Annotated in this window: 27 protein-coding genes; all 27 read left to right on the forward strand. The window is 54.5% G+C overall.

Annotated features, from left to right (window positions below; genetic code table 11):
* Positions 1–15 precede the first annotated feature (15 nt).
* On the forward strand, positions 16–1,191 hold the full coding sequence (locus tag CVU77_00415) for a hypothetical protein (GenBank protein ID PKN02297.1): 1,176 nt from the start codon (positions 16–18) through the stop codon (positions 1,189–1,191).
* Positions 1,192–1,227: 36 nt separating this feature from the next.
* Positions 1,228–2,328, forward strand: coding sequence for a glutamate 5-kinase (gene proB, locus CVU77_00420; protein ID PKN02298.1), 1,101 nt, complete (start codon positions 1,228–1,230; stop codon positions 2,326–2,328).
* Between the two features lie 200 nt (positions 2,329–2,528).
* The gene (locus CVU77_00425; GenBank protein PKN02299.1) at positions 2,529–3,575 is read left to right on the forward strand and encodes a redox-regulated ATPase YchF; all 1,047 of its coding nucleotides are present in this window, start codon (positions 2,529–2,531) and stop codon (positions 3,573–3,575) included.
* 81 nt (positions 3,576–3,656) lie between these two features.
* The gene (gene glmU / locus CVU77_00430; GenBank protein PKN02300.1) at positions 3,657–5,063 is read left to right on the forward strand and encodes a UDP-N-acetylglucosamine diphosphorylase/glucosamine-1-phosphate N-acetyltransferase; all 1,407 of its coding nucleotides are present in this window, start codon (positions 3,657–3,659) and stop codon (positions 5,061–5,063) included.
* 130 nt (positions 5,064–5,193) lie between these two features.
* On the forward strand, positions 5,194–6,120 hold the full coding sequence (locus tag CVU77_00435) for a phosphoribosylpyrophosphate synthetase (protein PKN02301.1): 927 nt from the start codon (positions 5,194–5,196) through the stop codon (positions 6,118–6,120).
* Positions 6,121–6,150: 30 nt separating this feature from the next.
* The gene (locus tag CVU77_00440; protein PKN02302.1) at positions 6,151–6,861 is read left to right on the forward strand and encodes a 50S ribosomal protein L25; all 711 of its coding nucleotides are present in this window, start codon (positions 6,151–6,153) and stop codon (positions 6,859–6,861) included.
* On the forward strand, positions 6,858–7,436 hold the full coding sequence (locus tag CVU77_00445) for an aminoacyl-tRNA hydrolase (protein PKN02303.1): 579 nt from the start codon (positions 6,858–6,860) through the stop codon (positions 7,434–7,436). Before CVU77_00440 ends, CVU77_00445 begins: the two co-directional genes overlap by 4 nt.
* Complete coding sequence (locus CVU77_00450) at positions 7,433–7,771, forward strand: hypothetical protein (protein ID PKN02304.1); 339 nt, start codon at positions 7,433–7,435, stop codon at positions 7,769–7,771. Before CVU77_00445 ends, CVU77_00450 begins: the two co-directional genes overlap by 4 nt.
* A 35-nt stretch (positions 7,772–7,806) precedes the next feature.
* On the forward strand, positions 7,807–9,771 hold the full coding sequence (locus tag CVU77_00455) for a hypothetical protein (GenBank protein PKN02305.1): 1,965 nt from the start codon (positions 7,807–7,809) through the stop codon (positions 9,769–9,771).
* A 33-nt stretch (positions 9,772–9,804) separates the two neighbouring features.
* On the forward strand, positions 9,805–10,323 hold the full coding sequence (locus CVU77_00460; GenBank protein PKN02306.1) for a hypothetical protein: 519 nt from the start codon (positions 9,805–9,807) through the stop codon (positions 10,321–10,323).
* Positions 10,320–11,234 (forward strand): quinolinate synthase, encoded by a 915-nt coding sequence (locus CVU77_00465; GenBank protein PKN02307.1) that lies wholly within the window; start codon positions 10,320–10,322, stop codon positions 11,232–11,234. The genes CVU77_00460 and CVU77_00465 overlap by 4 nt, the downstream gene beginning before the upstream one ends.
* A gap of 230 nt (positions 11,235–11,464) precedes the next feature.
* Positions 11,465–13,126 (forward strand): L-aspartate oxidase, encoded by a 1,662-nt coding sequence (locus CVU77_00470; GenBank protein PKN02308.1) that lies wholly within the window; start codon positions 11,465–11,467, stop codon positions 13,124–13,126.
* Between the two features lie 128 nt (positions 13,127–13,254).
* A complete protein-coding gene (aroQ, locus tag CVU77_00475; protein PKN02309.1) occupies positions 13,255–13,692 on the forward strand; it encodes a type II 3-dehydroquinate dehydratase in 438 nt (145 codons plus the stop codon).
* Positions 13,649–14,758 (forward strand): hypothetical protein, encoded by a 1,110-nt coding sequence (locus CVU77_00480; protein ID PKN02310.1) that lies wholly within the window; start codon positions 13,649–13,651, stop codon positions 14,756–14,758. The genes aroQ and CVU77_00480 overlap by 44 nt, the downstream gene beginning before the upstream one ends.
* Positions 14,759–14,794: 36 nt before the next feature.
* Entirely contained in the window at positions 14,795–14,989 is a 195-nt protein-coding gene (locus tag CVU77_00485; protein PKN02311.1) for a hypothetical protein, read from the forward strand.
* Positions 14,986–15,243, forward strand: coding sequence for a type II toxin-antitoxin system mRNA interferase toxin, RelE/StbE family (locus tag CVU77_00490; GenBank protein ID PKN02312.1), 258 nt, complete (start codon positions 14,986–14,988; stop codon positions 15,241–15,243). Before CVU77_00485 ends, CVU77_00490 begins: the two co-directional genes overlap by 4 nt.
* Before the next feature lie 32 nt (positions 15,244–15,275).
* Positions 15,276–15,833, forward strand: a complete 558-nt coding sequence (efp, locus tag CVU77_00495; GenBank protein PKN02313.1) for an elongation factor P — start codon at positions 15,276–15,278, stop codon at positions 15,831–15,833.
* Positions 15,834–15,848: 15 nt separating this feature from the next.
* A complete protein-coding gene (locus CVU77_00500) occupies positions 15,849–16,262 on the forward strand; it encodes an acetyl-CoA carboxylase, biotin carboxyl carrier protein (protein ID PKN02314.1) in 414 nt (137 codons plus the stop codon).
* Positions 16,263–16,291: 29 nt separating this feature from the next.
* The gene (gene accC, locus CVU77_00505; GenBank protein ID PKN02315.1) at positions 16,292–17,641 is read left to right on the forward strand and encodes an acetyl-CoA carboxylase biotin carboxylase subunit; all 1,350 of its coding nucleotides are present in this window, start codon (positions 16,292–16,294) and stop codon (positions 17,639–17,641) included.
* Positions 17,642–17,825: 184 nt separating this feature from the next.
* Positions 17,826–18,398 (forward strand): phosphoheptose isomerase, encoded by a 573-nt coding sequence (locus tag CVU77_00510; protein ID PKN02316.1) that lies wholly within the window; start codon positions 17,826–17,828, stop codon positions 18,396–18,398.
* On the forward strand, positions 18,383–18,847 hold the full coding sequence (locus CVU77_00515; protein ID PKN02317.1) for a D-glycero-beta-D-manno-heptose 1-phosphate adenylyltransferase: 465 nt from the start codon (positions 18,383–18,385) through the stop codon (positions 18,845–18,847). The genes CVU77_00510 and CVU77_00515 overlap by 16 nt, the downstream gene beginning before the upstream one ends.
* The gene (locus CVU77_00520) at positions 18,835–19,242 is read left to right on the forward strand and encodes a hypothetical protein (protein ID PKN02318.1); all 408 of its coding nucleotides are present in this window, start codon (positions 18,835–18,837) and stop codon (positions 19,240–19,242) included. Before CVU77_00515 ends, CVU77_00520 begins: the two co-directional genes overlap by 13 nt.
* Positions 19,239–20,492, forward strand: a complete 1,254-nt coding sequence (locus tag CVU77_00525) for a phosphomethylpyrimidine synthase (GenBank protein PKN02319.1) — start codon at positions 19,239–19,241, stop codon at positions 20,490–20,492. The genes CVU77_00520 and CVU77_00525 overlap by 4 nt, the downstream gene beginning before the upstream one ends.
* Positions 20,489–21,439: a homoserine kinase gene (locus CVU77_00530; GenBank protein ID PKN02320.1), complete on the forward strand. Its 951-nt coding sequence runs from the start codon at positions 20,489–20,491 to the stop codon at positions 21,437–21,439. The genes CVU77_00525 and CVU77_00530 overlap by 4 nt, the downstream gene beginning before the upstream one ends.
* Before the next feature lie 38 nt (positions 21,440–21,477).
* Positions 21,478–22,725 (forward strand): aspartate kinase, encoded by a 1,248-nt coding sequence (locus CVU77_00535; protein PKN02321.1) that lies wholly within the window; start codon positions 21,478–21,480, stop codon positions 22,723–22,725.
* On the forward strand, positions 22,725–24,335 hold the full coding sequence (locus tag CVU77_00540; protein ID PKN02322.1) for a citramalate synthase: 1,611 nt from the start codon (positions 22,725–22,727) through the stop codon (positions 24,333–24,335). The genes CVU77_00535 and CVU77_00540 overlap by 1 nt, the downstream gene beginning before the upstream one ends.
* Positions 24,336–24,459: 124 nt before the next feature.
* Positions 24,460–24,819 (forward strand): hypothetical protein, encoded by a 360-nt coding sequence (locus CVU77_00545; GenBank protein ID PKN02323.1) that lies wholly within the window; start codon positions 24,460–24,462, stop codon positions 24,817–24,819.
* The last annotated feature ends 10 nt before the right edge of the window (positions 24,820–24,829 follow it).

The following is a 24,829-nucleotide window of genomic DNA, read 5'->3' on the forward strand; positions in this document are numbered from 1 at the left end:
GGGGGTCATTCCCGAATGTTGTTATCGGGAATCCATACTACGACGGAAACTCTGGATTCCCGCTTTCGCGGGAATGACGTGATAAGGGTTTTTCAATTGAGTCAAATTATGAAGTTCAACATATACGTTCTCTATCCGTTCGATTCGGGGCTGGAGCTTGATTTCAAAGGCCGCGCCGCCGACGAATTCTTTAAGTCGATGTCGTCGAAAAAAACGTCGGTCAATGTCGTGTCGCACGAAGCCGCGTCGCGTTTTGCCCCGTCGGTGGAGTCCACCACAGCGGTGTATAAATTCGGCGTCGGCGTCACACAGCTGAAACTTTCCGTTGAATGCGAAATGAAAGACCTCGCCGATCTTTCATTCGCCGTGGAGAACGTCAGGATAGGCAAAACCCGCCTCGAAGATTACGCCCGCTCCGTGGCCGAAGGCGTTATGCACAGGGCGCGGAAATTGGCGGTTTACCGCTACGAGATGCGGCTGCCGGACGTGGAGATATTTCCCATTTTCACCGCGGAGGAACCGCTGTCCGACGACGCCGCGCGTTTCATAGAGCGCAATAACAGGGTGATATTCGGTATACTTTCCGGCGAGCGCGAGTATGACCGGCTTTCCGCTTACGTGCTCGAACAGGAAAAACTCGTCAACTACGGCTATTATGAAAACGAAATAATACTCATCAAAAGATTCGGAGCTTTCGTGGCTTCGTCCGACGCGTCCGCGGTGGCCGAAATGATAAAACTGGCGCTGGCGCAGTACTGGTCGCTTAAATCCTATAATTTCATAATGGACAAGGAACTCGATACCGCGCAAATGCTGCTGGGCTCGATGCCCCCGTACTACAAGTTCTGGCGCATGCCATCCGCGTATCACAGATTCTCGGCGGAGGCCATAGATTTCGACAGAGATAAAATTTCCATCGTCGATTCTCTCTATAACGTGATGATAAACATTCCGCGCGTGGAGGCCGACTGGCATCTCGGCACGATTCACAAGAACGTAAACAAAGTGTTCGATATAAACGGGCTTTACGAGACGGTGGGCACAAAGATAGAACGCATCGAAGAATCTTATAACGCCGCCCGCGATTATCTGTCCACTAATTTTTTTATTCTTCTGGATATAATATTCTTTCTGTCGCTGGCCTGGTCGGTTTTTGACACGATACTGCTCTTTACGATAGCTAAAAAATAAAAGGGAGCCCCAAAATAAAAGGGAGATCGTAACTCTGTGAACGCCATTAAATACGTAATCAAGATAGGTTCAAATCTTATTGTCGACGAAAAAAGAAAGGTCGATACCGACGTTCTCGGCTGGCTGGCTTCTGAAATAGTGACACTGAAAAACGAAGGGGTCGCCTGCGTTCTGGTTACGTCCGGCGCCATAGGCGTGGGGCGCATAAAGAGCGGAATCGACTCGAAAACTTTGAGCATCAGGGAAAAACAGGCGCTTGCCGCCGTCGGACAGCCGGAGCTTATGGGCTATTACCGCGACGCCTTCGCGCGCGGCGGGCTGTCGGTCGCGCAGATACTCCTGACAAACGAGGATTTCGTGTCGCGCGCCAGATTCATGAACATCCGCAACACCATTGTCACTCTTTTGGGATACGGCGTCACACCCGTCATAAACGAGAATGACACCGTCGCCGTCGACGAAATAAAATTCGGCGATAACGACACACTGTCGGCGCACGTGGCTTCGGCTCTCGGAGCCGACACGCTGGTAATTCTGACCGATGTCGAAGGGCTCTACCGCGGCAAGTTTTCCGCCGAAAATCTCGTCGGCACCGTAACCCGCATAACCCCCGAAATAGAAAAACTCGCCGGCGCGAAATCCGGATCGAAATACGGCACCGGCGGAATGGCCTCAAAAATCAAAGCCGCCAAAATCGCCGTGGATTCCGGAGTAAGAACCGTGCTGGCAAAGCCCTCGGCCGGACTATTCGGCAAAATCAGGGCCGGCGCCGCCGCGGGCACCATATTTATGCCGTCGCGCAGAATGGATTCTAAAAAGTGCTGGCTGGCGTTCGGAGCCAAAATCAAGGGTTCGATTTTGATCGACAAAGGAGCCGCCGCCGCCGTGCGCTCCGGCAAGAGCTTACTTGCGTCGGGCGTGCGCGGCGCAGAAGGCGTATTCGGTTACGGCGACGCCGTGAATGTTTGCGAAACGCCGTCGGGCGAAGCCGTCGCGCGCGGGCTCGTGAATTTTTCGTCGGCAGACCTCGCCAAAATAAAAGGAAAACACTCCGGCGAAATACCCGCCATAATTCCGGGCGCGACCGCGCCCGAGGTTGTTCACCGCGACAACCTTGTTATAATCCAGGCGCGATAAATATGTCGACAGATAATTTCAAAAATTCCCCTGTATCTCCTTCTTTATTCCCCCTTATCAAAGGGGGGCAGGGGGTTGTTATTCTTCCGCATCAAAGGCGCACAACCCCCTTTTATTCCCCCGTTATTAAGGGGGAAATTTTCACCTTTAACCCCTTTTGATAAAGGGGAACAAGGGGATTTCTTAAAGTAAGTGTAATTATGGAAATAGGCATAATCGGTTTGCCCAACGTCGGCAAATCCTCCCTGTTTAATCTTCTGACGAAGGCCGCCGCCCAGACGGGAAACTTTCCGTTTACCACCATAGAGCCCAACGTCGGCGTGGCGGCGGTTTCCGGCGACAATCGTCTCAAAAAGCTTGGGGAAATTTACAATCCCGAAAAACTTACCCCGGCATCGGTGCGTTTTGTCGACGTTGCGGGGTTGGTCAAAAACGCCCACAAGGGCGAAGGTCTGGGCAACACGTTTCTGTCGCACATAAGACCGCTGGACGCCGCCCTCGATGTCCTTCGCGCGTTTGTGTCCGACGATGTGGTCCCGTCGGGCGCGAACGGTCCGGAAGACGAGCGGATGATTGTCGATACCGAACTGCTGCTGGCCGACCTTGAATATGCCGTCCGCGCGCGGGAAAAACTCGCGGTCGCGTCAAGAAGCGGCGACAAATTCGCGGCCGAGGGCGCGGCGTTTCTGGGCGCAGTCGTCGCGCGGCTGCAAAAGGGCGAAGCCGTCGCCGGGCTGGTTCCGCCGCCGCTCGGCCCGTCGTCGCCGTTTCACCTGAAAGATTTTTTAACCGCGAAGCCGCGCTTTTTCGTTATCAATTCCACGGCGCCTTTTGATCCGGCCGAGCGCGCCGGCGCGGTAAGAATAGACGTTAAGCTTGAGACGGAAGCGCTGGAACTTCCGCCGGAGGAAAGAGCCGGTTTTCTTGCGGAATACGGAATATCGCGCCCCGCTTCCGAGAGTATAGTCGCCGCGGCCGCGCGGCTTCTGGATCTCATAATTTTCTATACCGTCGTCGGTACCGAAGTACGGGCCCGTCACATAAAAAGGGGTTCCACGGCTCTGGACGCCGCCGCGGGCATACACACCGATATGTCCAAAGGATTCATAAAGGCCGAGGTATTGTCTTTTAACGACCTTCTCGTCGCCGGTTCCGAAAAAGACGCCCGCTCGCGCGGTCTTGTCCGGGGCGAAGGTCGTGATTATCCGGTGGCCGACGGCGACATCGTAAGGATACACTTTCGCTGACGGTCCCCCGGCAGCGTGCGTTTTTAGTTTCCCGCGGCGATTTTTTGTATAATCTGGCTTTATTTACACGCAAACACGAAAATGAGTTCAAAACGCGCGTCGTTATCGTCGGGCACGGATATCGTGATACTGGCCGCGGGCCTCGGCGCCAGAATGAAGTCGTCGACGCCCAAGGCGCTTCAGAGGATTTGCGAAAGGCCGATACTCCGCTGGATTTTAGAAGCGGCATTTTCCGTGCGCGCGTCGCGGGTCGTGGTAGTGTGCGGTCACGGAGCGGCGGAAGTTGCGGCCGCCGCGAAATCGTGGTACCCCAAAGATTTCGCCGCGGGCCGCCTTGTATTCGCAACGCAAAAAAAACAACTCGGTTCCGGAGACGCGCTCAAAGCCGCGCTGCCGAAGTTATCACTTAAAAGAACCGTGCTGGTTCTCCCGGGAGACGCTCCGCTTGTGCGGCGTTCGACCATAGCGTCGCTGATGAAAATATTTTCCCGTTCCGACGCGGCAGCTTCCGTGCTTACGGCGGAACTTCCCGAACCTTTCGGATACGGAAGGATATTGCGTTCTGGGTCGGGAGAGTTCACGGGGATTGTGGAGCATAAGGACGCCTCCGACGGGCAGAAAGCCGTCGCCGAAATAAACACGGGAGTTTACTGTTTCGCGCCGGGGCATCTTAAAGCGTCGATATCGGACGTGAGGCCGGACAACGCCAAAAAAGAGTATTATCTGACCGACGTGGTGGGCATTTTGCGCCGCAGGGGCTTGAAAGTGACGGCCGAAAAACTGGCCGACCCGTCGGAAGCGTTGGGCATAAACACCCGCGCGGAACTGGCCGCCGCCGAGAAAAATTTGCGCTCGGCCATAAACGGGGCGCATATGGCCTCGGGGGTGACATTTCTTAATCCCGAAAATACCTGCGTCGGGCCCGACGTGCGAATAGGCCGCGATACCACGATACAGCCGGGAGTTTTTCTTAAAGGCCGGACAGTAGTGGGTTCCGGCTGCGTGATAGGGCAGGGTTCCTACATCAAGGACAGCTCTATCGGAGACGCCTGCAGTATCAGGTCGTCGTACATATACGAGTCGAAAATAGCGTCGGACGTGCTTATAGGTCCGTTCGCCCACATTCGTCCCGGCACCGTCATCAAAAGTAAATCCCGCGTAGGGAATTTTACCGAGATAAAAAATTCCTTCGTCGGCGACGCGACAAAACTCTCGCACCTGGCTTACGTGGGCGATACGTATCTTGAAGGCGACATAAACGTGGGCGCGGGAGCCATCACCTGCAACTACGACGGCGTAAATAAACACCGCACACGCATAGGCAGAGGCAGTTTCATAGGTTCAAACGTCAATCTGGTGGCGCCCGTGCGAATCGGCCGCAGGTCTCTGATAGGCGCCGGCTCCACAATAACCTCGGACGTGCCCGACGACACGCTGGCCATCGAGCGCGGCCGGCAATTTCACAAACCGCGCAAAAAACGCCGGTAATAATCAATTCGTTTTTACAAGCAGGGGCGAAAGATTTTTCGCCCATGCCGGTGAAAAATGTTCTGCCGGTGAAAAATGTTTTGTTTGTAGGGGCGAAAAATCTTTCGCCCCTGCTTCAAGGAAGGAAAAAATGGATTTGGAACTCAAAATATTTTCCGGCAGCGCCAATCCCGAATTGTCGACATCCATAGCCCGTCTGGCCGGAGTGCCCCTCGGAAAAATGGAGTCGTCGAGATTTTCCGACGGCGAATCGCGCATAAGCATCGAAGATAATGTCCGCGGCTCCGACGTTTTCATAATACAACCCACCACTCCTCCGGTAAACGAGAGCGTGATGGAACTGCTGATAATAATAGACGCTTTGCGCCGCGCCTCCGCAGGACGGATAACGGCGGTTATGCCCTACTACGGATACGCCAGACAGGACAGAAAGTCCGAGCCCAGGGTCCCGATTACATCCAAACTCATAGCCAATCTGATAACGGCCGCCGGGGCCAACAGAGTGCTCGCGCTTGACCTGCACGCCGGTCAGATTCAGGGATTTTTCGATATTCCCGTCGACCATCTTTACGCCGCTCCGGTTTTTCTGGAATATTTTAAGGACCGTTCCAACACGGTAGTCGTATCGCCGGACGCCGGCGGCGTTGAACGCGCGCGCGCGTTCGGAAAGAGGATGAATTCGGAACTCGCCATTGTGGACAAACGCCGTCCCAGGCCGAACCAATCCGAGGTGCTCAATCTCATAGGCGACGTGGAGGGCAAAAGGGCCGTCATCGTGGACGATATGGTCGATACTGCCGGCACCATAGTTCAGGTCGCCGCGCTTCTTAAGAAAAAGGGCGCCAAAGAAGTCATTTGTGTTTGCACCCACGCCATACTTTCCGGCGACGCCAAAGAAAAAATAGAAAAATCCGAAATATCAAAAATCATCACGACGGATACGATATATCACAAGCAGCTTCCGCCCAAAATTCTTAAACTTTCAGTAGCCGGCCTGCTGGCCGACGCGATAAAAAGAATTCACGCCAACGAATCGGTAAGCTCTCTTTTCGTATAGGCACAAAACGCAACCCGGAGGAACAAAACAATGCAGGAAATCAATCTGGACGTAATCGTACGGCAAAGCACAAAGAAGGGCGAGGTAAAGCGCTCGCGCGAATCGGGGCAAATACCCTCGGTTATTTACGGCAGGGGCGAGGAGAATATAAACGGTTACATCGACGCGAAAATCTTCAATAAGATGATTAAGAATTTTTCGTCGGGTAACACGATATTCAACCTTAATGTCGCCGGCGGCGTGAAAAAAGCCATCATCAAGGACATACAGATAGATGTCGTGAAACGCGACTCGATACACGTCGACTTTCAGATAGTTTCAATGGCTTCCAAAATCGAGGTATCGGTTCCGCTCAGGATTTCCGGCGAAGCGCCCGGTGTCAAACTGCACGGCGGTATTCTTGAGCATTTCATCCGCGAGCTGAAAGTAAAATGCCTGCCCAAAGATATTCCGCAGTCCATTACGGTCGATGTTTCCGGTCTCGAAATAGGCCGGGGTATTACCGTCGGGGAATTGCCTAAATTTGAAGGCGTGGAATTTCACGCCGACGCTCACGCCATGATCGTAAACGTGGTGGCTCCCAAGAAGGAAGAGGTTGTCGCGCCCGAAGCCGCCACCGCCGCCGCCGAGCCCGAAGTCATATCCAAGGGCAAGAAAGACGAGGAAGGCGTCGAGGGAGAGGTCAAAGAAGGCAAAGAAGGCAAAGACGTCAAGGAAGCCAAGAAACCTTCGGATAAATGACCGCCGCCGGCCGAATAAAACTGCTCGTAGGACTGGGCAATCCCGGCGAGCGTTACCGCAATACCCGTCACAACGCGGGCTTCGAAGTGGCCGATTCAGTGGCCGCGGCCCTCGATGCGGATTTTAGGGAACATTCAAAATATCTGCTGGCCCGCGCCGCAGATGTATCGGTAGTTAAACCGTCGACGTTTATGAATCTGTCGGGAGAAGCCGTGGCTTCTCTGGCCGCCAAACGAGGTTTTAAGCCGGAAGAAATTCTGGTGGTGTGCGACGACTTCGCCTTGCCGCTGGGTAAAGTCAGATTGCGCCGCGACGGTTCGGCGGGCGGACACAACGGCTTAAAAAGCGTTATCGGCGCCGTGGGCGGCGGATTCGCCCGCCTCCGTGTGGGCGTGGGGCCTTTGCCTGACGGAAAGGATGCCTCGGATTTTGTGCTGGAGCGCGTATCGCCGCCGGACTCCGAGACGTTAAAATCGGCCGTCTCGCTTGCGGCCGGAGTGGCGCGGCGCCTGCTGGAATCAAACGATAAATCGTCCGGCACGTGGAGCGTTTCCGAACCTGGAGAAGAATTATGACGAAGGAAATGACAATAGAAGCCGCCGTCGAGGCCATAAAAAGCAAAGAGGAAGAGGCGGCTGCCGCCGTCGAGGCCGCTGTCGCGGAGGCGCGCGCCATTGTGGATGCCGCGTCGACGTCGGCAAAAGAAGAAATAGCCAGGTTTGCCTCCGGCCTCGAAGAAGATTCCCGCCGCTCCGAGGCCGTATACGAAGAAAAAGCGTCGCGCCTGGGCGATAAGACATCCGCCGAACTGGCCGCGTCCGCCAAATCTTCGCTGGAATCGGCCCGCGCCGGAGTGTCGTCGGCTTCGGCTTCGCTGGATAAAAAATTCCGCAAACTCGAATGGCTGTGACGCGCGCGGGTTTTTATCGAAGTGTTTAATCAAAAATGTCCGTAGCCAAAATACTCAAAATCACTCTCTTTTTTCCCGCCGCCGCCGAGGATCGCGTCCTGCGCCTTCTCTACGATATGGAATGCGTCGAGGCCGTCACCGGACGTATTTCCGAAGAGAGGCGCCAGAAAGAATCCGAGTCGGGCTCAAAACGTCTTGAAGACGTTTCGTCGCGGCTCGATTCCGTGCGGATGGCCATAGATTCAATCTCGCGCGCCGCCTCGGCGATGTCCATGCCGCCTTCGTCCGGCTCAAAAATCAGGATGTCCGCCGGGCAGGAAGCGTCGCTTCCGTCGACTTTCGATTATATGGACGTTTGCGCGAACGTCTCAATGCTCTCAAAATCCATATCCGAGGCGGAAAGTTCCGCGCTGCGCTACGATATCGAAGCCGCCCGCCTCGAACCATGGAAGGATATCCGCGCCAAACTCGCCGACCTCTCCGACGGCTCCACCGTGCGATTTTTCGCCGGACAGAGCGCGTCCGCGCGCGCCAGAGAGTTTTTTGCCGCGCTGGAAAAATATCCTCATTATCCCGCCCCCATATCCGACGACGGCAAGACGATGTCATTCGGTCTGGCCTATCCCGCCTCTTTGGCCGGCAAGATAACGACCGCAGCCAGAAAGTACGGCATAACCGAAGTGCCTTATTCCTCATCCGAAGACACTCCGGGCGAAATGCTCCGGCGCGTGCTTTCCGCCCGCGCCGCGCATATCCGCCGCGCCCGCCGCCGCAGGGAAAAGCTGGCGCATTTGTCCCCGCGCCTCCGGGAGCTTAAAGCCGTCTACGACATTCTGCTTAAACAAAAAACACTTCTTGAATCAGGGAAGATGATGTTTTCTACCGCGAGTATCCGGTATTTTACCGGATGGGTCACAGCCGCTCAGCTGCCGAAACTTGAATCCGCCCTCGGCGGCGTCGGCGTTGCCAGTCACATGGCGGTCGAAAATCCGTCGGCCGGCGACGACGTTCCGGTGGCGCTCGAAAATAAAAAACCTTTCGAGCCGTTTGAAGTCGTCACCGACTTATACGGGAAGCCGTCGTATTCCGAGTCGGACCCTACGCCGTGGGTTGCTCCTTTCTTCGCCATTTTCTTCGGGATATGCATGGCCGACGCCCTTTATGGACTTATAATCGCTTCGGCCGGTCTGGCCGGCGTCAAATATCTTAAAACCGCCTACGCCCGCAAGTTCATGCGGCTTGTGTTGTTTTGCGGCGTGTCGACCACGATATTCGGAGTCCTGATAGGCGGATATTTCGGCAATCTCGTCGACCGCTTTGAAGTTTTTTCGTTCATAATACCGTTAAAAAACAAGCTGATGATATTCAACCCGCTTGAAAATTCCATAGAGTTCCTGGCGGCATGTCTTGTGCTCGGATTTATTCAGACGATGCTGGGCAGTTTTCTTAAACTCGCGGGGGATTTGAAGCAGAAAAATTTCCGCGAGGCGATTCTGTCCGATATGTCCATCATCGGAATCCAGGCGTCGTTTCCTCTCGTGATAATCGGCGAACTGTTCGGCGCCAAAGTCGCGCCGACATCGTGGCTGCTGGGCGCGCTCGGAGTGTCGTCGGCGGCGCTTATGGTAAACCAGTGGATAGTCAACGACGGGATAGTCCTGAAACTTTTTCAGATGTTCTTTTCCGTCTACGGAGCGATTACGGGCAATGCGCTTTCGGACATACTCAGTTACAGCAGATTGTTCGCGCTGGGGCTGTCCACATCTTTGCTGGCGATGGTGTTAAACGAGGTCGCCGCGCTTCTCTTTTCGTCGTACATAGGCATTCCGTTCGGGATTCTGGTGCTTTTGCTTTTCCACCCTTTTATACTTTTGATCAGCTCGCTCGGCGCGTATGTTCATACGAGCCGTCTTCAGTATCTGGAATTCTTTAATAAATTTTTTCGCGGCGGCGGACGGGAAATGCGTCCGCTGGCCTGGGTAAAAAAATACACCGCCTGACGGATTTACCGTCGGAAGTTCGGAGGCATTAAAATGATAAGAAAACAATTCCTGATTAAGCCCAAACTTCAGATCAAGTATATGGTCATCACGGCCGCCGTCGTGATTTTGAGCGCGGTGGTGGTGTATCTGTCGCTGCATCATGTGCTTCGCTCGGCCGGCGGAATGGAACAACTTACGACCGGCGAGTGGATTCGCCTTCAAAGCGCGCTCGACAGAAGTTTAATATGGATAGTCGGATTCATAGCGGCGGTTCTGGCCGTCGAAAGCGTGTTCTTTTTTCACAGGATGGTCGGACCTCTTTATGTTTTTGAAAAAGTGCTGGGCGCCATCAAAGCCGGCGACCTTACGCAGAGGGTAAATCTCAGGCAGGGCGACGAATTCAAGGAAGTCGCCGCCGAATATAACGCCATGGCCGACAATCTTGCCGCAACGATATCTTCTGCCCGCGATTCCGCGGACAAAATAGCCTCATCCTCCGAGTTGCCCGCGTCGCTGTCGTCCGAGGTCGCGAAACTTTCGGCGGCGCTGAAAGTTTTCAAGACCAAGTGAAAGAACTCCGTCGGGAAATACTGCGCCTTAAAGAATTCCGCAAAGCCGTAATACTGTCCCATAATTATCAGGCGGACGAAATTCAGGATATAGCCGATTTTACGGGCGACTCGCTGGAACTTGCGCGCCGCGCGGCTTCTCTGGGCGATTCCGTAGAGACGGTGGTTTTCTGCGGCGTCTATTTTATGGCCGAGACGGCCGCGATTCTTAACCCCTCCAAAAAAATACTCATTCCCGATCCTCTGAGCGGCTGTCCCCTGGCCGATATGATTACCGCCAAAGAACTGTCGGAACTTAAAGCGGACAATCCCGGCGCGACGGCCGTCTGCTACGTGAATTCTTCGGCCGAAGTCAAGGCCGTATCGGACATTTGCTGCACGTCCTCCAACGCCGAAAAAGTCGTCGGGACGGCCGCGGCCGCCGGCGGGCGCGTAATATTTGTTCCCGACAGAAATCTGGGCGACTGGGTGCGCCGCCGCACGGGCGCGGATATGATTATCTGGGACGGATTTTGCCCCACGCACGACAGAGTCGCGGCGGACGACATCGCGGCCGCCCGCCTAAAACATCCGTCGGCAAAGATTCTGGCTCATCCCGAATGCAGGGCCGAAGTGCTGGAACTCGCCGACGAAGTCGCATCGACTTCGGGGATGTTAAAAATCGCGCGGGAGTCGCCTGATGCCGAGTTTATAATAGTGACCGAATCCGGCCTTCTGTGGCGGCTGCGAAAAGAAAATCCGTCCAAAAAATTCCATTCGGCAACGCCCAAGCTCGTCTGCCCGAATATGAAAAAAAACGACCTTCATAAACTTCACAGAGTTTTGAAATCAATGGATGCCGCCGTCGATGTGCCGGAAGATGTGCGCGTTCGCGCAAAAAAGGCGATAGAGAGAATGTTATCCGTGAAATGACGGCCGCGCTACCTTGTCATTCCCGCCCCGTATCAAGTACGGGGTAAACTCCAGCGGGAATCCAGAATTGTAGTTCACAATGGATTCGTCCCCGAATGTCTTTATCGGGGATAAAAACATTCGGGAATGACAAAACCCAAAAAACGGCGATTGCCACATATCCCGTTTTCACGGGAATGATACTCGTGGAGAGTTTGTCGCCGGCAACTATATATGTGTAACTCAATAAAATGCTGAAGACCGACTTTCTCGTCATAGGTTCCGGCCTCGCCGGACTTCTTACGTCGCTGAAACTATCCGAAACGGGCGAAGTGACACTTATTACCAAGCGTTCTCTGATCGACGCGGCGACTTCTCTTGCGCAAGGCGGAGTGGCCTGCGTGACGGCCGCCGACGACGATTTTCGTTTTCACGTGAAAGATACGCTTGTGTGCGGACGCGGTTTGTCGAAAAAGTCCATAGTGGAAAAAGTTGTCCGCCGCGCGCCGGAGGCAATAGCGGAACTCTCGAAGGCGGGCGTGAAATTCGATTTGACCCCGTCGGCTGAAAAGACCGATACCGGCGAGCCCGGGGTGGTCTACCCTCGGGCCGAACTCGGGCTTGAGGGGGGACATTCCCGCAGGAGAATACTTCATGTCGGCGATAAAACCGGCGCTTCGATAGAAGCGGCGCTGATTAAAGCGGTTCTCGCCGCGTCGCCGCGCATAAGAGTGTTGGAAAATTACGCCGCGATAGACCTCGTCACAAAAAATAAGATAGAGCGGCTCTCTTCCCGCCGCCGAGGCAATGTTTGTTACGGCGCGTACGCGCTCGACGTGGAACGCGGCAAAGTCGCGGAGATTCTGGCTTCAAGAACTGTTCTGGCCTCCGGCGGCGCGGGCAAAGTTTATCTCTACACGTCGAACCCCGACGTGGCTACCGGAGACGGAGTGGCCATGGCTCATCGAGCCGGATGCCGCGTTTCCAATATGGAGTTCGTACAGTTTCACCCGACGTGTCTTTATTATCCCGGCAATAAAACTCTCGACGGCCACTCGTCGGCGCGCTCGTTTCTGATTTCAGAGGCGCTGCGCGGCGAAGGCGCCGTATTGACGCTTAAAAACGGATACAAATTTATGAAGGGGTATCATTCGTCGGCAGAACTCGCGCCGCGTGACATAGTGGCGCGGGCTATCGACTCGGAACTCAAAAAAAGCGGCGACGACTATGTGCTTCTGGACATAAGCGCCAGGCCGTCGGATTTCATAAAAAAGAGATTTCCCAAAATATACGAGGCCTGCCTTGCCGTAGGCATCGACATTACGACGCGGCCCATACCGGTGGTCCCGTCGGCGCATTATTTCTGCGGCGGCGTTGTCGTCGACGAACACGGCGCGACGGACGTCGCCGGGCTCTACGCCGTGGGCGAAACGGCTTCCACCGGACTTCACGGCGCCAACCGTCTTGCGTCGAACTCGCTTCTGGAATGCGCGGCTTTTGCGCATTTTGCGTCGGAAAAAATTAAATCGGAAATGTCCTCTTCCGCGCGTTTGAAGTGTTTCCCTAAAGTGCCCCGCTGGGATCCGGGCGCCGCGTCGAGTTCCGACGAGTCGGTCGTCATTTCCCAGAACTGGGACGAGATACGCCGGTTCATGTGGAACTATGTGGGCATAGTCCGCTCCGATAAACGACTTCGCCGCGCCCGCGAAAGAATCGGACTGATAAAAAAAGAGATAAACGAGTACTACTGGAATTTCCACGTTTCCCGCGACATAATAGAACTCAGGAACATCGCCGTAGTGGCCGATCTCGTGGTGCGTTCCGCCTCGTCGCGCCTTGAGTCGCGCGGGCTTCATTACAACATCGACCATCCAAAAAAATCCGCCGCGTACAGAAAAGACACGGTGGTTTGAGAATAGAGTGGTTGGTGGATAGTGAATAGTGGGTAGTAAAAGAACCAAAGACAAGAAAACTAACCACTATTCACTAATCACCTTTACGATTAGCGCGCCTCGAACCGGATTTTTGCTATAATTACAACATGAAAAACATACTTGTTATTCACGGGCCAAATCTCAATCTGCTGGGCGAGCGGGAACCCGAGATTTACGGCAAATTCACGCTCGACGAAATAAACGCCAAAGTCGCCGCAAAGGCCGTTTCTTTGGGCATTGCCGCAGATTTCTTCCAATCCAATTCCGAAGGCGACATAGTCGACGCCATTCACGCCGCCCGCAAAAAATATGACGGAATAATAATCAATCCGGCCGCCTATACGCACACCAGCGTGGCGCTAAGAGACGCAATCTCGGCTTCCGGCCTGCCGGTCGTAGAGGTTCATCTTTCTAATATCTATAAAAGAGAGGATTTCCGACGGAAATCCCTCACCGCCGACGCCTGCGTAGGACAGATATCCGGCTTTGGCGTCGTAAGCTATGTGCTGGCCGTGGAAGCTCTCGCCGCGCGCGGACAAAAATAAATCACACATCTTTTTGCGGGCGCGCCCGTTTTTCATGAATAACGACGCGATAAAAAAACTCTCGTCTTCTCTGGCGGACGGCTCAACTTATCTTGCCGCCGCCCCCGCCGACGTCTTTTATCTTACCGGCGCGCCGTTCGACGGCTTCTGCGCCCTCGTGGCGCCCGACGGCGGCGTATGTATCGCCGCAAGCCGGATGACCTCACCGCAGGCGCGCGACTTTTTCGGCGATGAATACGTCGTCGACGGCGATTCGCTGTCGGCGGCCGTCGTCGCCTCGGCGCGCAAAATGAGCGCCCGCAAAATATTGCTGTCCGCATCCGCGCCGGACGCTCTCCTGAAAGCCGTTGTCAAAGCATCGGCCGGAAAACTCCGCCCGACGGAATCCGGCGCTCTGAGCGCCCTGCGCGGGATAAAATCCGCGGATGAAATCGCCATATTGCGGAAAAATCAGCGCGTAGCGCGGACGGCTGTCGAAGTTATAGGCCGCCGGGCCTTGAAAAAAGGCGTCACGGAGCGCGATGTCCGTCGGCGCATCATAGAGTATTTTCTCAAAAATGACGGCGACCCGGCGTTCGACCCGATTGTGGCCTTCGGCAAGAACTCGGCCTACCCGCACCATGTCGCCGGGATGTCGCCTCTGGCGGCATCCGATGAGGTCGTCATCGACGCGGGTTTCCGTCGGAGCGGCTACGCTTCGGACTTGACACGAACCTATTTATTAGGTAAAATATCCGGCAGAAAAGGCGATGTTTTTGAAATCGTTAAAGCGTCTCAAAAATCCGCCATTTCCTCTGTCCGCGCCGGCGCTTCGTGCGCTTCCATTGACGCCGCCGCCCGTCAGGCAATATCCAAACGGGGATTCGGCGGCGATTTTATTCACGGAACCGGCCACGGACTTGGCATAGATGTTCACGAATATCCGGTCTTGTCCGCAAAATCGCGCGACAAACTTTCGGCCGGAATGGCGGTTACGGTCGAGCCGGGAATATACATTCGCGGCGAATTCGGCGTGCGAATCGAGGATGCCGTCGTCGTCACAAAAAAAGGTTGCGAGATTTTGTAACGAGTAATGTTCGGAGGTTAAAATATGGCACAGGCAATGGCAAAAGTATTTATGTGCGCATTCAAGGCGCTGCCGTATGAGGAAAGGTCGAGTTTTCTTGCGGAATTGGTAAAAAGCAGAAGATATAGGGAAGATTTAATTGATTTGGCCGCAATCGAGTCAAGACGAAATGAGCCGTCAAGACCGTTTAGCGAGTATTTGGAAGAACGCAAAAAAAGAGAGCAGAAGTGAGTTATATTGTTAAGATCAAAAAATCCGCCGAGAAAGAAATTTATGCGCTTCCCGCAAATATTCATCAAAAAATAGCCGAAGCCATATTGAAATTAGGAAAAGATGTCAGGCCTGTCGGGGGCGTGAAACTGCAAGGCGGCAGGGACGGATATCGTCTTCGTGTCGGTGATTACAGAATTATTTATACCATAGATGACAAAAATAAAATTGTGGAAATCAGCGGTGTTGGCCACAGGAAAGAAGTTTACAGATAGCGATAATCCACTTCAAAGCGAGATAAGTTATTATGATAGACACATCAGGTTTCAAAAACGGAACGAACATCGACGTCGACGGTCAGCCCTACACCGTGGTATGGTTTCAGCACCATAAACCCGGAAAAGGCGGAGCCGTTATGCGGGTAAAACTACGCCATCTAAAAAACGGCGGTCAGTTGGAGCGCACTTTCAAGTCGGGCGAAAAATTCCGCGAAGTCGACCTCCGTCGCGTTAAAAAGCAATATCTCTACAAAGACGGCGGCGGCTATTACTTTATGGATTTGGAGACCTTCGATAACGTGGGGCTTTCCGCCGACGTGTTGGGCCTTAAAATCAATTTTCTCAAACCTGACATCGAGGTCGAGGGACTTTATCTCGACGGAGAATTTATAGGAATAGACATCCCTATCATAATGGAATTTAAGGTCGAGCAGACCGTTCCGGGCGTAAAAGGCGACACCGTATCCAACGTTATGAAGCCGGCCACCATAGAAACCGGGGCCGAAGTCAGTGTGCCTCTTTTTATAAAAGAGGGCGACACCATAAGAATCGACACCCGCACGGGCGATTACGTAGAGCGCGCCTGAAAATCAACCGCTAAAATGTCCGACGTAAAAGAAATACTAAAAGTCATAAAAGACACCGACATAGCCGAAATCCGCGTCGAATCCGGTTCGTTTAAGTTCGCCGCAAAAAGGGACGTATCGTCGGTCGTTGTCTCCGCCGGCGCTCCGCCCGCGGCAGCCCCCGAAGCGGCTCCTCCGGCCAAAAAGCGGATGCCCATCAAGTCGCCTATGGTCGGCACTTTTTTTAACGCGCCCGCGCCGGACCGTCCGCCGCTGGTCATTCGCGGCAATCACGTGGAATACTCCCAGAAGGTCGGCGTGGTCGAGGCGATGAAGATTTTCAAGGATGTGGTGTCGCCCGTAAAAGGCGTCATCGTCGAAGTTCTGGTTGAAAACAACACGCCGGTGGAATACGGAAAAGAGCTTTTTCTCGTCGAAACGGAAGAATAAAATCCACTCGCAATGACATAAGGGAATTTATGTTTAAAAAAGTTCTCGTAGCCAACAGGGGCGAAATAGCCGTTCGCGTCATCCGCGCGCTCAAGGAAATGCTCATCCCCACGGTGGCGATACATTCGGAGGTCGACAGAAACTGCCTGCACGTGGCGATGGCCGATGAAAAAATCTGCGTGGGCCCCGGCCCGTCGCTGGACAGCTACCTCAACGTTCCCAATATAATTTCCGCGGCCCTCATTACCAAGTCCGACGCCATACATCCCGGCTACGGCTTCCTGGCCGAAAATATTTATTTTGCCGAAGTGTGCCGCGATTCCGGAATTACTTTCATAGGCCCCGCGCCGGACACCATCAAGAAAATGGGCGACAAAATCGCCGCGCGGCAGATGATGAGAAAACTCGGCGTTCCCGTGGTGCCGGGCACCGACGGCCCCGTTAATCCGGAAGACCCCGACATATTCAAGATAGCCAAAAAAGTGGGCTATCCCATAATCGTAAAGGCCTCGGCCGGCGGCGGCGGAAAAGGAATGCGGATAGTCAATTCCGAGGATGAACTTAAAAACGCGCTCGATATGGCAAGTACCGAAGCCAGAAAGGCCTTCGGCAACGATTCGGTCTATTTTGAAAAATATCTCGAAGAACCAAGGCACATAGAATTTCAGATACTCGGCGACAAGAAAGGCAAGATAGTGAGCTTGCCCGAGCGCGATTGCTCGATACAGCGCCGCCACCAGAAGCTCGTCGAGGAAAGTCCTTCTACGGCGGTCGATCGTTCCCTGCGCAAAAAAATGGGCAAGGCCGCCCGTCTCGCCGCCGCGGGAGTGAAATACCGCACGGTCGGCACGGTGGAATTCCTGTTGGACAAAAAAGACAATTTTTATTTTATGGAAATGAACACGCGCATACAAGTCGAACATCCCGTTACCGAAATGATAACAGGCATCGACCTCGTAAAAGAACAGATTCGTCTGGCTTCAGGAGAAACACTGGGATATGACTCCGACGATATAAAGATAAACGGCCACGCCATAGAATGCCGCGTGAACGCCGAGGATCCAGACAGGGATTTCATACCGTCTGGCGGAAAAGTCGAAAGGTTTATATCGCCGGGCGGTATGGGTGTGCGCGTGGAGACGCATCTTTATTCGGGGTATGTGATACCGTCATTTTATGATTCGCTTCTGGCCAAAGTCATTACTCATGACAAAACCAGAAAAGAGGCCATCAGCAAAATGCGCAGGGCGCTGGCCGAGATGAAGGTCGAAGGCGTGAAAACCACCATACCGCTCCATCAGCGGATATTTGAGAACGAAGATTTTATCAAAGGCGACGTATACACGAATTTTCTCCAAAAGCATATATTCTCCATATAGATTATCCTAAAATATTACTCGGAGTGGAATATACTTTACATGAATAAGTTGTCATTCTGAGGCTGAAAGCCGAAGAATCTCGGTGTTAAAGACGAGACCCTTCGCTTCACTCAGGGTGACAGACAAGCGCTTCATAGATGTAAAGTATTTCATGCTCCCCTTAGTAACCCTCGGCGGGATATTTATGAAAAAGAAAATCGAAAAAATCATACGCGAAAGCGCGATTGCGGTTTCCGCCTTGTCTTCCGAGGCGGGCACAATCGCCGCTGTCGCCAGAAAGATAACGGAGTCCTTCCGGCGTGGCGGCAAGCTTCTGGTTTTCGGCAACGGCGGTTCGGCCGCCGACGCTCAGCACTTCGCGGCGGAACTTGTCGTTAAATTCGAGAAGAAAAGAAAAGCCCTGCCCGCCATAGCCCTTAACGTCAACACGTCCGCCATTACTTCCTGCGCGAACGATTTCAGCTACGAGGAAATTTTTTCCCGCCAACTTGAGGCGCTGCTCGGCAAGGGCGACGTCGTCGTGGGAATATCGACCAGCGGCAATTCGCCGAACGTAGTGCGCGCGCTCGAATACGCCTCGTCGCGCGGAGCCGTCACGGTGGCTTTCAGCGGACGCGAAGGCGGTCGCGTCGCCGAGATCGCCGACATCGTTTTGCGCGCGCCTTCCGACGTAACCGCGCGCGTGCAGGAGTGCCACATACTGGCCATCCACGCCGTCTGCAAAATAGTCGAAGAAACTTTATGCCGAAAATCCTGAAGATTGCCGCGCTCTCGCGCAGGTTGTCTTCGCTGCGAAAACGCGGCAAAAAAATCGTTTTTACCAACGGCTGTTTCGATATAATCCATCCCGGCCACGTCAAAGTGTTTCGTTTCGCGAAATCTCTTGGCGACACGCTCGTAGTCGGCGTAAATACCGACGCTTCGGTCAGAAAGTTGAAGGGGCCGTCGCGGCCGGTGTCCGACGATAAATCGCGCGCGCTGGTCGTATCGGCGATGGAAAGCGTGGACTACGTGGTTCTTTTCGGCGAGGGCACCCCTCTTAAAATCATAAAAAAAATCCGTCCGGACGTTCTTGTGAAGGGCGCCGATTATTCGTCCGGAAAAATCGTCGGAGCCGAATACGCGGGCAGGGTCGTCCGCGTGCCGCTGGCCAAAAATCATTCTACGACACGTCTTATATCACGAATCAAACAATGCGAGAAATAGACGCCGTTTCGCGCGTGGTCGACGCCAACGTCAACAGATTCCGCGACGGTCTCAGAGTCATCGAGGACACTTTGCGTTTCGCGCGCGGAAACCGGCTTTACGCTCCCGTCCGACGGCTTCGCGGCGATTTCGCGCGGCTTTTCGCCGGCCGGCGCGGTATGCTGGTCGCCTCGCGCGCGTCGGATAAAGATCCGGGCCGGGCGTCCGGCCAGAAAAAGCACGCGGACATCGACGAACTTTTTCGCGCGAATTTTGCCCGCTGTTCGGAGGCGCTGCGTGTGCTCGAAGAATATGCCCGTCTTCGCGGGGCGAATCTTCCTTCGACGGCGGAGCTTAAAAAAATCCGTTTTCGCCTTTACGGCATAGAAAAAAAATCTTTGAGCGCAAAAAAATGATAACCGATAAACTTATAAAAAAAATCGCCCGCGCGGAAAACGTTTCCGAATCATTCCTTGCCGGAGTTCTTCGCAGCGGCCGCGCGACTGTTTCTTTTAACGGCTCCGCTCGAAAGCCCCCGCGCTTCCGTCCGCTGGCCATAGGCGAGGGCCTCAGAGTAAAAGTAAACGCCAACATCGGCACATCGCCCGACTCGATTTCCGTCGAGCGGGAGATGAAAAAACTCTCGGCCGCGGTTTCCGCCGGCGCCGACGCGGTGATGGATTTGTCCACCGGCGGCAATCTCGATAAAATCCGCCGCGCGGTGCTCTCCTCGTCCGAAGTTTCCGTCGGCACCGTACCGATATATCAGGCAATTTGCGAGACGGTCCGCCGCCGCCGCCCGCCGGAAGATATGCCGCCGGAATTGATTTTCGACGTCATCGAAAAACAGGCCGCCGACGGCGTGGATTTTATGACAATTCACTCCGGCGTAACGCGGACGAATTCCGCCTTGGCCGTCAAGAATCGCCTTACGGGAATTGTCAGCCGCGGCGGGTCGTTTCTGGCCAGATGGATGATGAAAAGCGGCAGAGAAAACCCTCTGTATGAAAATTACGATAAACTTTTGGACATTCTTAAAAAATACGACGTTACCATAAGCTTAGGCGACGGCCTCAGGCCCGGCTGTCTGGCCGACGCCAATGACGCCGCGCAGATATCGGAGCTTAAAATTCTCGGACGTCTCGTCGAGAGAGCGCGCGCGGCGGGCGTAAGCGTAATGGTCGAAGGTCCCGGGCATATGCCGCTTGATCAAATCGCGGCTCACGTGAAATCGGCCAAAAAAGTAATCCATTCGGCGCCATACTACGTGCTCGGCCCGCTTGTCACCGACATTGCCGCCGGCTACGACCACATAACGGGCGCCATCGGCGGAGCGCTGGCCGCCTGGGCCGGCGCGGATTTTCTCTGCTACGTAACGCCGACGGAACATCTCGGACTTCCCGACGTCGCGGCCGTAAGAGAAGGCGTGATGGCCTCAAGGATAGCGGCCCACGCCGCCGACATCGCCCGAGGCGGCAACAACGCCCGAGACGTCGACGATAAACTCTCAAAACGCCGGAAGGCGCTGGATTGGAAAGGCCAAAAAAAGCTTGCTCTGGATCCGGACAAGTTCGACGAGGCCGCGCGCCTGACTCCGCGGCTTGTATCGTCGAAAAAAGCCGTCTGTTCAATGTGCGGCGACTATTGCGCGATGAAGCAGATATGAAAAAAACCATAACCGTAAAAGTTCCCGCCACCACCGCCAATCTGGGCTCGGGTTTCGATTCTTTCGGCGCGGCGCTCCAATTGCGCAATACGCTTACCGTGGAAGTCGGCGGCAATCCGTCGGGATATTCCGGTCATTCCGCATCGCCCGAAATAATCATCAGGGGCGAAGGCGCCGGCGCGCTGCCGACAAATGCGTCCAACCTGGTTTGGCGCGCGATGCGCAGGGGTTTCGCCGCGGCGTCGCTTAAAAAAATCCCGCGCGTTCGTATAGTAATGGAGAACGCCGTTCCGTTGACGAGCGGGCTGGGTTCATCGGCCTCCGCCGTCGTCGGAGGACTGCTGGCGGCCAATGAAATTTGCTATAATAAACTTTCGCACGAAAAACTCATTCAAATCGCCGTCGGACTCGAAGGCCATCCGGACAACGCCGTTCCCGCCTTCGCCGGCGGTTTTTGCGTTTCATTCGACGACAAAGGGCGCACCGGATACGCAAAAATGAGCATTTCGCGCTTGGGCATAGTGGCAGCCGTTTGTGTGCCCGATGTTGATTTTCCCACGGCGGCCGCCCGCGGGCTTCTGCCGCGCTCCGTCAAGATGTCCGACGCCGTTTATAATCTTTCGCGCTCCGCGCTTTTTGTGGCGGCCGTTTCTTTGCGCGACGGCTCTCTTATAAAACACGCCGTCGGAGACCGGCTGCACCAGGCGCGCAGAATGAAGCGCATACCCGGCGCCGACTCGGCGTTTGAGGCGGCAGATAAGGCCGGAGCTTTGGGAGTTTGCGTATCCGGCGCGGGACCTTCGATAGTGGCGCTCTGCCCGACGGGAGCCGCGCGGGCCGCAACTCGCGCGATGTCGGCGTCTTTTGCCCGCAAAGGCATAAACTCGCGCGCGTTCATTCTTGATTTTACCGATCGCGGAGCGACGGTTACGACAAAAAACAAATAAAAAGGCCGCCGCTCGGCGCGGCAGGTTTTCAAAAAATTATGGCGCTTGTGGTAATGAAATTCGGCGGCTCGTCCGTGGCGGACGCCGACAAAATAAAAAACGTCGCCTCGCGCGTCATAGAAACAAGAAGACGCGGGAATAAAGTCGTGGTGGTGGTTTCCGCCCCGGGCGATACAACCGACGATCTTATAACGCTGGCTTTCAAACTGACCGAAAATCCCGACGCCCGCGAGATGGATATGCTGATGGCCACGGGCGAGCAGGTTTCCATCGCTCTTTTGACGATGGCGGTAAAAGCCCGCGGCACGCGCGCGATATCTTTGACCGGTTCTCAGGCGGGCATTTACGCGGATTCCTGCCACACCAGAGCCCGCATCACCAAGATAATTCCCACAAAGATTAAGCGCGAACTCGTCCGCGGCAATGTGGTCATAGTCGCGGGTTTTCAGGGAGTCAATCCCAACGACGATATAACCACTCTGGGCCGCGGCGGTTCGGATTTAACGGCGGTGGCTTTGTCGGCCGCGCTCGGCGCCGACGAGTGCCGGATATACACGGATGTCGACGGAGTTTATACCACCGACCCCCGTATGGTTCCCGACGCCCGCAAGATAGACGTTATTTCCTATGACGAAATGCTGGAGATGGCCGGCTCCGGCGCTCAGGTAATGCAGGGGCGTTCCGTCGAAGTCGCCAAGAAATACGGCGTAAACATAAGAGTATTGTCAAGTTTCGCAAAGACGGCGGGCACGCTCATAACCGGCGAACCCGACAAGGAGAATCAGATGGAAGCGGCCGTTGTAAGAGCTGTAACTCTTGACAGAAACCAGGCGAAATTTTCGGTTCTCGACATTCCCGACAGACCCGGCATCGCGTCCGGTATATTCGGCGCGCTGTCGGCCGACGGCATAAATGTCGACATGATAATACAATCCGCCGCCAGACAGAGATCGAACGACATTTCTTTTACCGTAAGCCGCACCGACGCCAAAAAAACCGCCGAGATATTGCGAAAACTCCGCGGGCGCACGGGCGCATCGGGCGTCGCCGAGGATAGAGGGGTGGCCAAGGTTTCTATAGTCGGAGTGGGAATGAAAAGTCATCCGGGCGTGGCCGCAAATATGTTCTCCGCGCTGGCCGCTTCCGGAGTCAACATAGAGATGATTTCGACCAGCGAAATAAAAGTGTCCTGCATTGTCTCGGAGAAACAGTCCGACAAGGCCGTGTCGTCGCTGCACAAGGCCTTTGGTCTCGGCGCGAAATCCGCGAAACGCAAGAGAAAATAATGAAGATAAAACTTTACGATACCACATTAAGAGACGGCTCTCAGAGCGCGTCGGTTTCTTTTACCGTCGACGACAAACTTAAAATCGCCCGCCGGCTGAGTTCCTTCGGCATTGACTACATAGAGGGCGGATGGCCCGGCTCAAACACGACCGACGAGGAATTCTTTCGCGTCGCGTCGCGCATGGCCGATATCCGTCCGCGGCTTGTCGCGTTCGGTTCGACCAGATATAAACGCAACAAGGCCTCCGCCGACCCTAATCTTGTCGCGCTGGTAAAATCCGGAGCGCCCACGGCCGCGATTTTCGGCAAAACATGGGATCTGCACGTGACTTGCGCCCTGCGCACTACGCTCGACGAGAATCTTAAAATGATAGAAGACAGCGTAGCGTTCGTTCGTTCAAAGGGTATGGGTGTTGTCTACGACGCTGAGCATTTTTTCGACGGCTACAAGGCCAATCGCGCTTACGCTCTCGCCACAATAACCCGCGCCGTCTCCGCCGGCGCCTTCAACATAACGCTTTGCGACACCAACGGCGGGACACTGCCGGACGAAATATCCGAAATTCTCTCGGAAGTAATGGCGCATCTAAAAAATATTCCGCTTTCGGCCCTGACGGGAAAGAAACTTCCGTCCGTCGGTATACACGCCCACAACGACGCCGGCTGCGGCGCGGCCAACTCCATAGTCGCCGTGGAATCCGGAGCCGTGCTCGTGCAGGGAACCATAAACGGCATAGGCGAAAGATGCGGCAACGCCAATCTCTGCTCGATAATTCCGTCGCTCAACATAAAACTCGGACTCGATTCCGCCGTGTCCGCCTCGAAACTCAAAATGCTCACGGAGCTTTCACGCTATGTCGACGAGGTGATCAACAGGATGCCCGACGAAACGCAGCCCTATGTCGGCAGGAATGCTTTCGCGCACAAGGGCGGAATCCACGTGTCCGCCGTGGAGAGACACTCGGCCACTTACGAACATATAGATCCTTCGGTCGTCGGAAATACTCGCAGAATAGTGGTTAGCGAACTCTCCGGAAAGTCCAACGTTCTGGCCAAGGCCAAGGAACTTAAATTCAATCTGGCCGCCGAAGACGTCCACGCGCGCGAACTCATAGAAAACGTAAAGAAAAATGAAGCCGCGGGATACCAATACGAAGACGCGGACGGCTCTTTCGCTCTTCTGGTGCTTAAAACAACCGGCAAGTATAAGCCGTTCTTCCGTCTGAAAAGTTACCGGACAATCGTCGAAAGCGACAGAAACGGGCGCTTGACGACTGAAGCCACCGTCAAGCTGGAAGTCGACGGAAAATTAAAATATACCGTCGCCGAGGGCGATGGCCCCGTAAACGCGCTGGACCGCGCTCTGCACGAGTCGCTCGAAGAATTTTATCCGGGACTTAAAAAAGTGTCGCTCCGCGACTTTAAGGTCCGCGTGATAAATCCGACTTCGGGCACGGCGGCCGCTGTCAGGGTTTTTATAGAATCCGCCGACGAGCGCTCCGAGTGGGGCACCGTGGGTGTTTCGGAAAACATAATCGAGGCGTCGTGGCTGGCTCTTTGCGACGCGCTGGAATATAAACTTTTCAAGGATTGGCGGAAAAAGCGGTGATATGTCGAAAAATCCCCCTTTATCCCCCTTTGCAAAAGGGGGATAAAAAGCGGATGCAGCCGAGCCATTCTCCCCTCTTTTATAAAGAGGGGTCGGGGGAGATTTTTAATGAGGGAGCAAAAATATGAATCTCTCAAAAACGCACGTCAATATTGTGATACTTGAAATACTCCTTTTGGTCGCGGGGGTCACAGCGATACTGCTTAAAGAAGTAACGGCCAGAATCAACGTGAACATATTGCCCGAAATAAAAGCCGACGCGCCGGAAATTTCCGTCAAGGATATTATGCTTCCCTCTCATCAGAGTGTCGGCCGCGTCAGCGCGGAACAAAAGAAAAAGACCGTCGACGCGAAGGAAGTTACCATAGATCTGGGCGATACGCAGTCGGCTTCGCCTTCCGCCCCGCCGCCTGTAAAGGCGCCGGCAAAACCCAAGCGGGAAGACCGTCCGCAGTCGCAGGAATTTACTTTTGAACTTGAATGAGTTTGCCCGA

This window comes from Elusimicrobia bacterium HGW-Elusimicrobia-1, assembly GCA_002841695.1.
GTDB lineage: Bacteria > Elusimicrobiota > Endomicrobiia > PHAN01 > PHAN01 > PHAN01.

Coding starts and splice junctions, on each gene's coding strand:
- CVU77_00540 (PKN02322.1), top strand. CDS start 22,725: ATGAAGATAAAACTTTACGATACCACATTAAGAGACGGCTCTCAGAGC.
- CVU77_00535 (PKN02321.1), top strand. CDS start 21,478: ATGGCGCTTGTGGTAATGAAATTCGGCGGCTCGTCCGTGGCGGACGCC.
- CVU77_00510 (PKN02316.1), top strand. CDS start 17,826: ATGAAAAAGAAAATCGAAAAAATCATACGCGAAAGCGCGATTGCGGTT.
- CVU77_00435 (PKN02301.1), top strand. CDS start 5,194: ATGGATTTGGAACTCAAAATATTTTCCGGCAGCGCCAATCCCGAATTG.
- CVU77_00515 (PKN02317.1), top strand. CDS start 18,383: ATGCCGAAAATCCTGAAGATTGCCGCGCTCTCGCGCAGGTTGTCTTCG.
- CVU77_00525 (PKN02319.1), top strand. CDS start 19,239: ATGATAACCGATAAACTTATAAAAAAAATCGCCCGCGCGGAAAACGTT.
- CVU77_00460 (PKN02306.1), top strand. CDS start 9,805: ATGATAAGAAAACAATTCCTGATTAAGCCCAAACTTCAGATCAAGTAT.
- efp (PKN02313.1), top strand. CDS start 15,276: ATGATAGACACATCAGGTTTCAAAAACGGAACGAACATCGACGTCGAC.
- CVU77_00445 (PKN02303.1), top strand. CDS start 6,858: ATGACCGCCGCCGGCCGAATAAAACTGCTCGTAGGACTGGGCAATCCC.
- CVU77_00425 (PKN02299.1), top strand. CDS start 2,529: ATGGAAATAGGCATAATCGGTTTGCCCAACGTCGGCAAATCCTCCCTG.
- CVU77_00520 (PKN02318.1), top strand. CDS start 18,835: ATGCGAGAAATAGACGCCGTTTCGCGCGTGGTCGACGCCAACGTCAAC.
- CVU77_00450 (PKN02304.1), top strand. CDS start 7,433: ATGACGAAGGAAATGACAATAGAAGCCGCCGTCGAGGCCATAAAAAGC.
- CVU77_00500 (PKN02314.1), top strand. CDS start 15,849: ATGTCCGACGTAAAAGAAATACTAAAAGTCATAAAAGACACCGACATA.
- aroQ (PKN02309.1), top strand. CDS start 13,255: ATGAAAAACATACTTGTTATTCACGGGCCAAATCTCAATCTGCTGGGC.
- CVU77_00455 (PKN02305.1), top strand. CDS start 7,807: ATGTCCGTAGCCAAAATACTCAAAATCACTCTCTTTTTTCCCGCCGCC.
- CVU77_00530 (PKN02320.1), top strand. CDS start 20,489: ATGAAAAAAACCATAACCGTAAAAGTTCCCGCCACCACCGCCAATCTG.
- CVU77_00545 (PKN02323.1), top strand. CDS start 24,460: ATGAATCTCTCAAAAACGCACGTCAATATTGTGATACTTGAAATACTC.
- CVU77_00415 (PKN02297.1), top strand. CDS start 16: ATGTTGTTATCGGGAATCCATACTACGACGGAAACTCTGGATTCCCGC.
- glmU (PKN02300.1), top strand. CDS start 3,657: ATGAGTTCAAAACGCGCGTCGTTATCGTCGGGCACGGATATCGTGATA.
- CVU77_00470 (PKN02308.1), top strand. CDS start 11,465: ATGCTGAAGACCGACTTTCTCGTCATAGGTTCCGGCCTCGCCGGACTT.
- accC (PKN02315.1), top strand. CDS start 16,292: ATGTTTAAAAAAGTTCTCGTAGCCAACAGGGGCGAAATAGCCGTTCGC.
- CVU77_00440 (PKN02302.1), top strand. CDS start 6,151: ATGCAGGAAATCAATCTGGACGTAATCGTACGGCAAAGCACAAAGAAG.
- CVU77_00485 (PKN02311.1), top strand. CDS start 14,795: ATGGCAAAAGTATTTATGTGCGCATTCAAGGCGCTGCCGTATGAGGAA.
- CVU77_00480 (PKN02310.1), top strand. CDS start 13,649: ATGTGCTGGCCGTGGAAGCTCTCGCCGCGCGCGGACAAAAATAAATCA.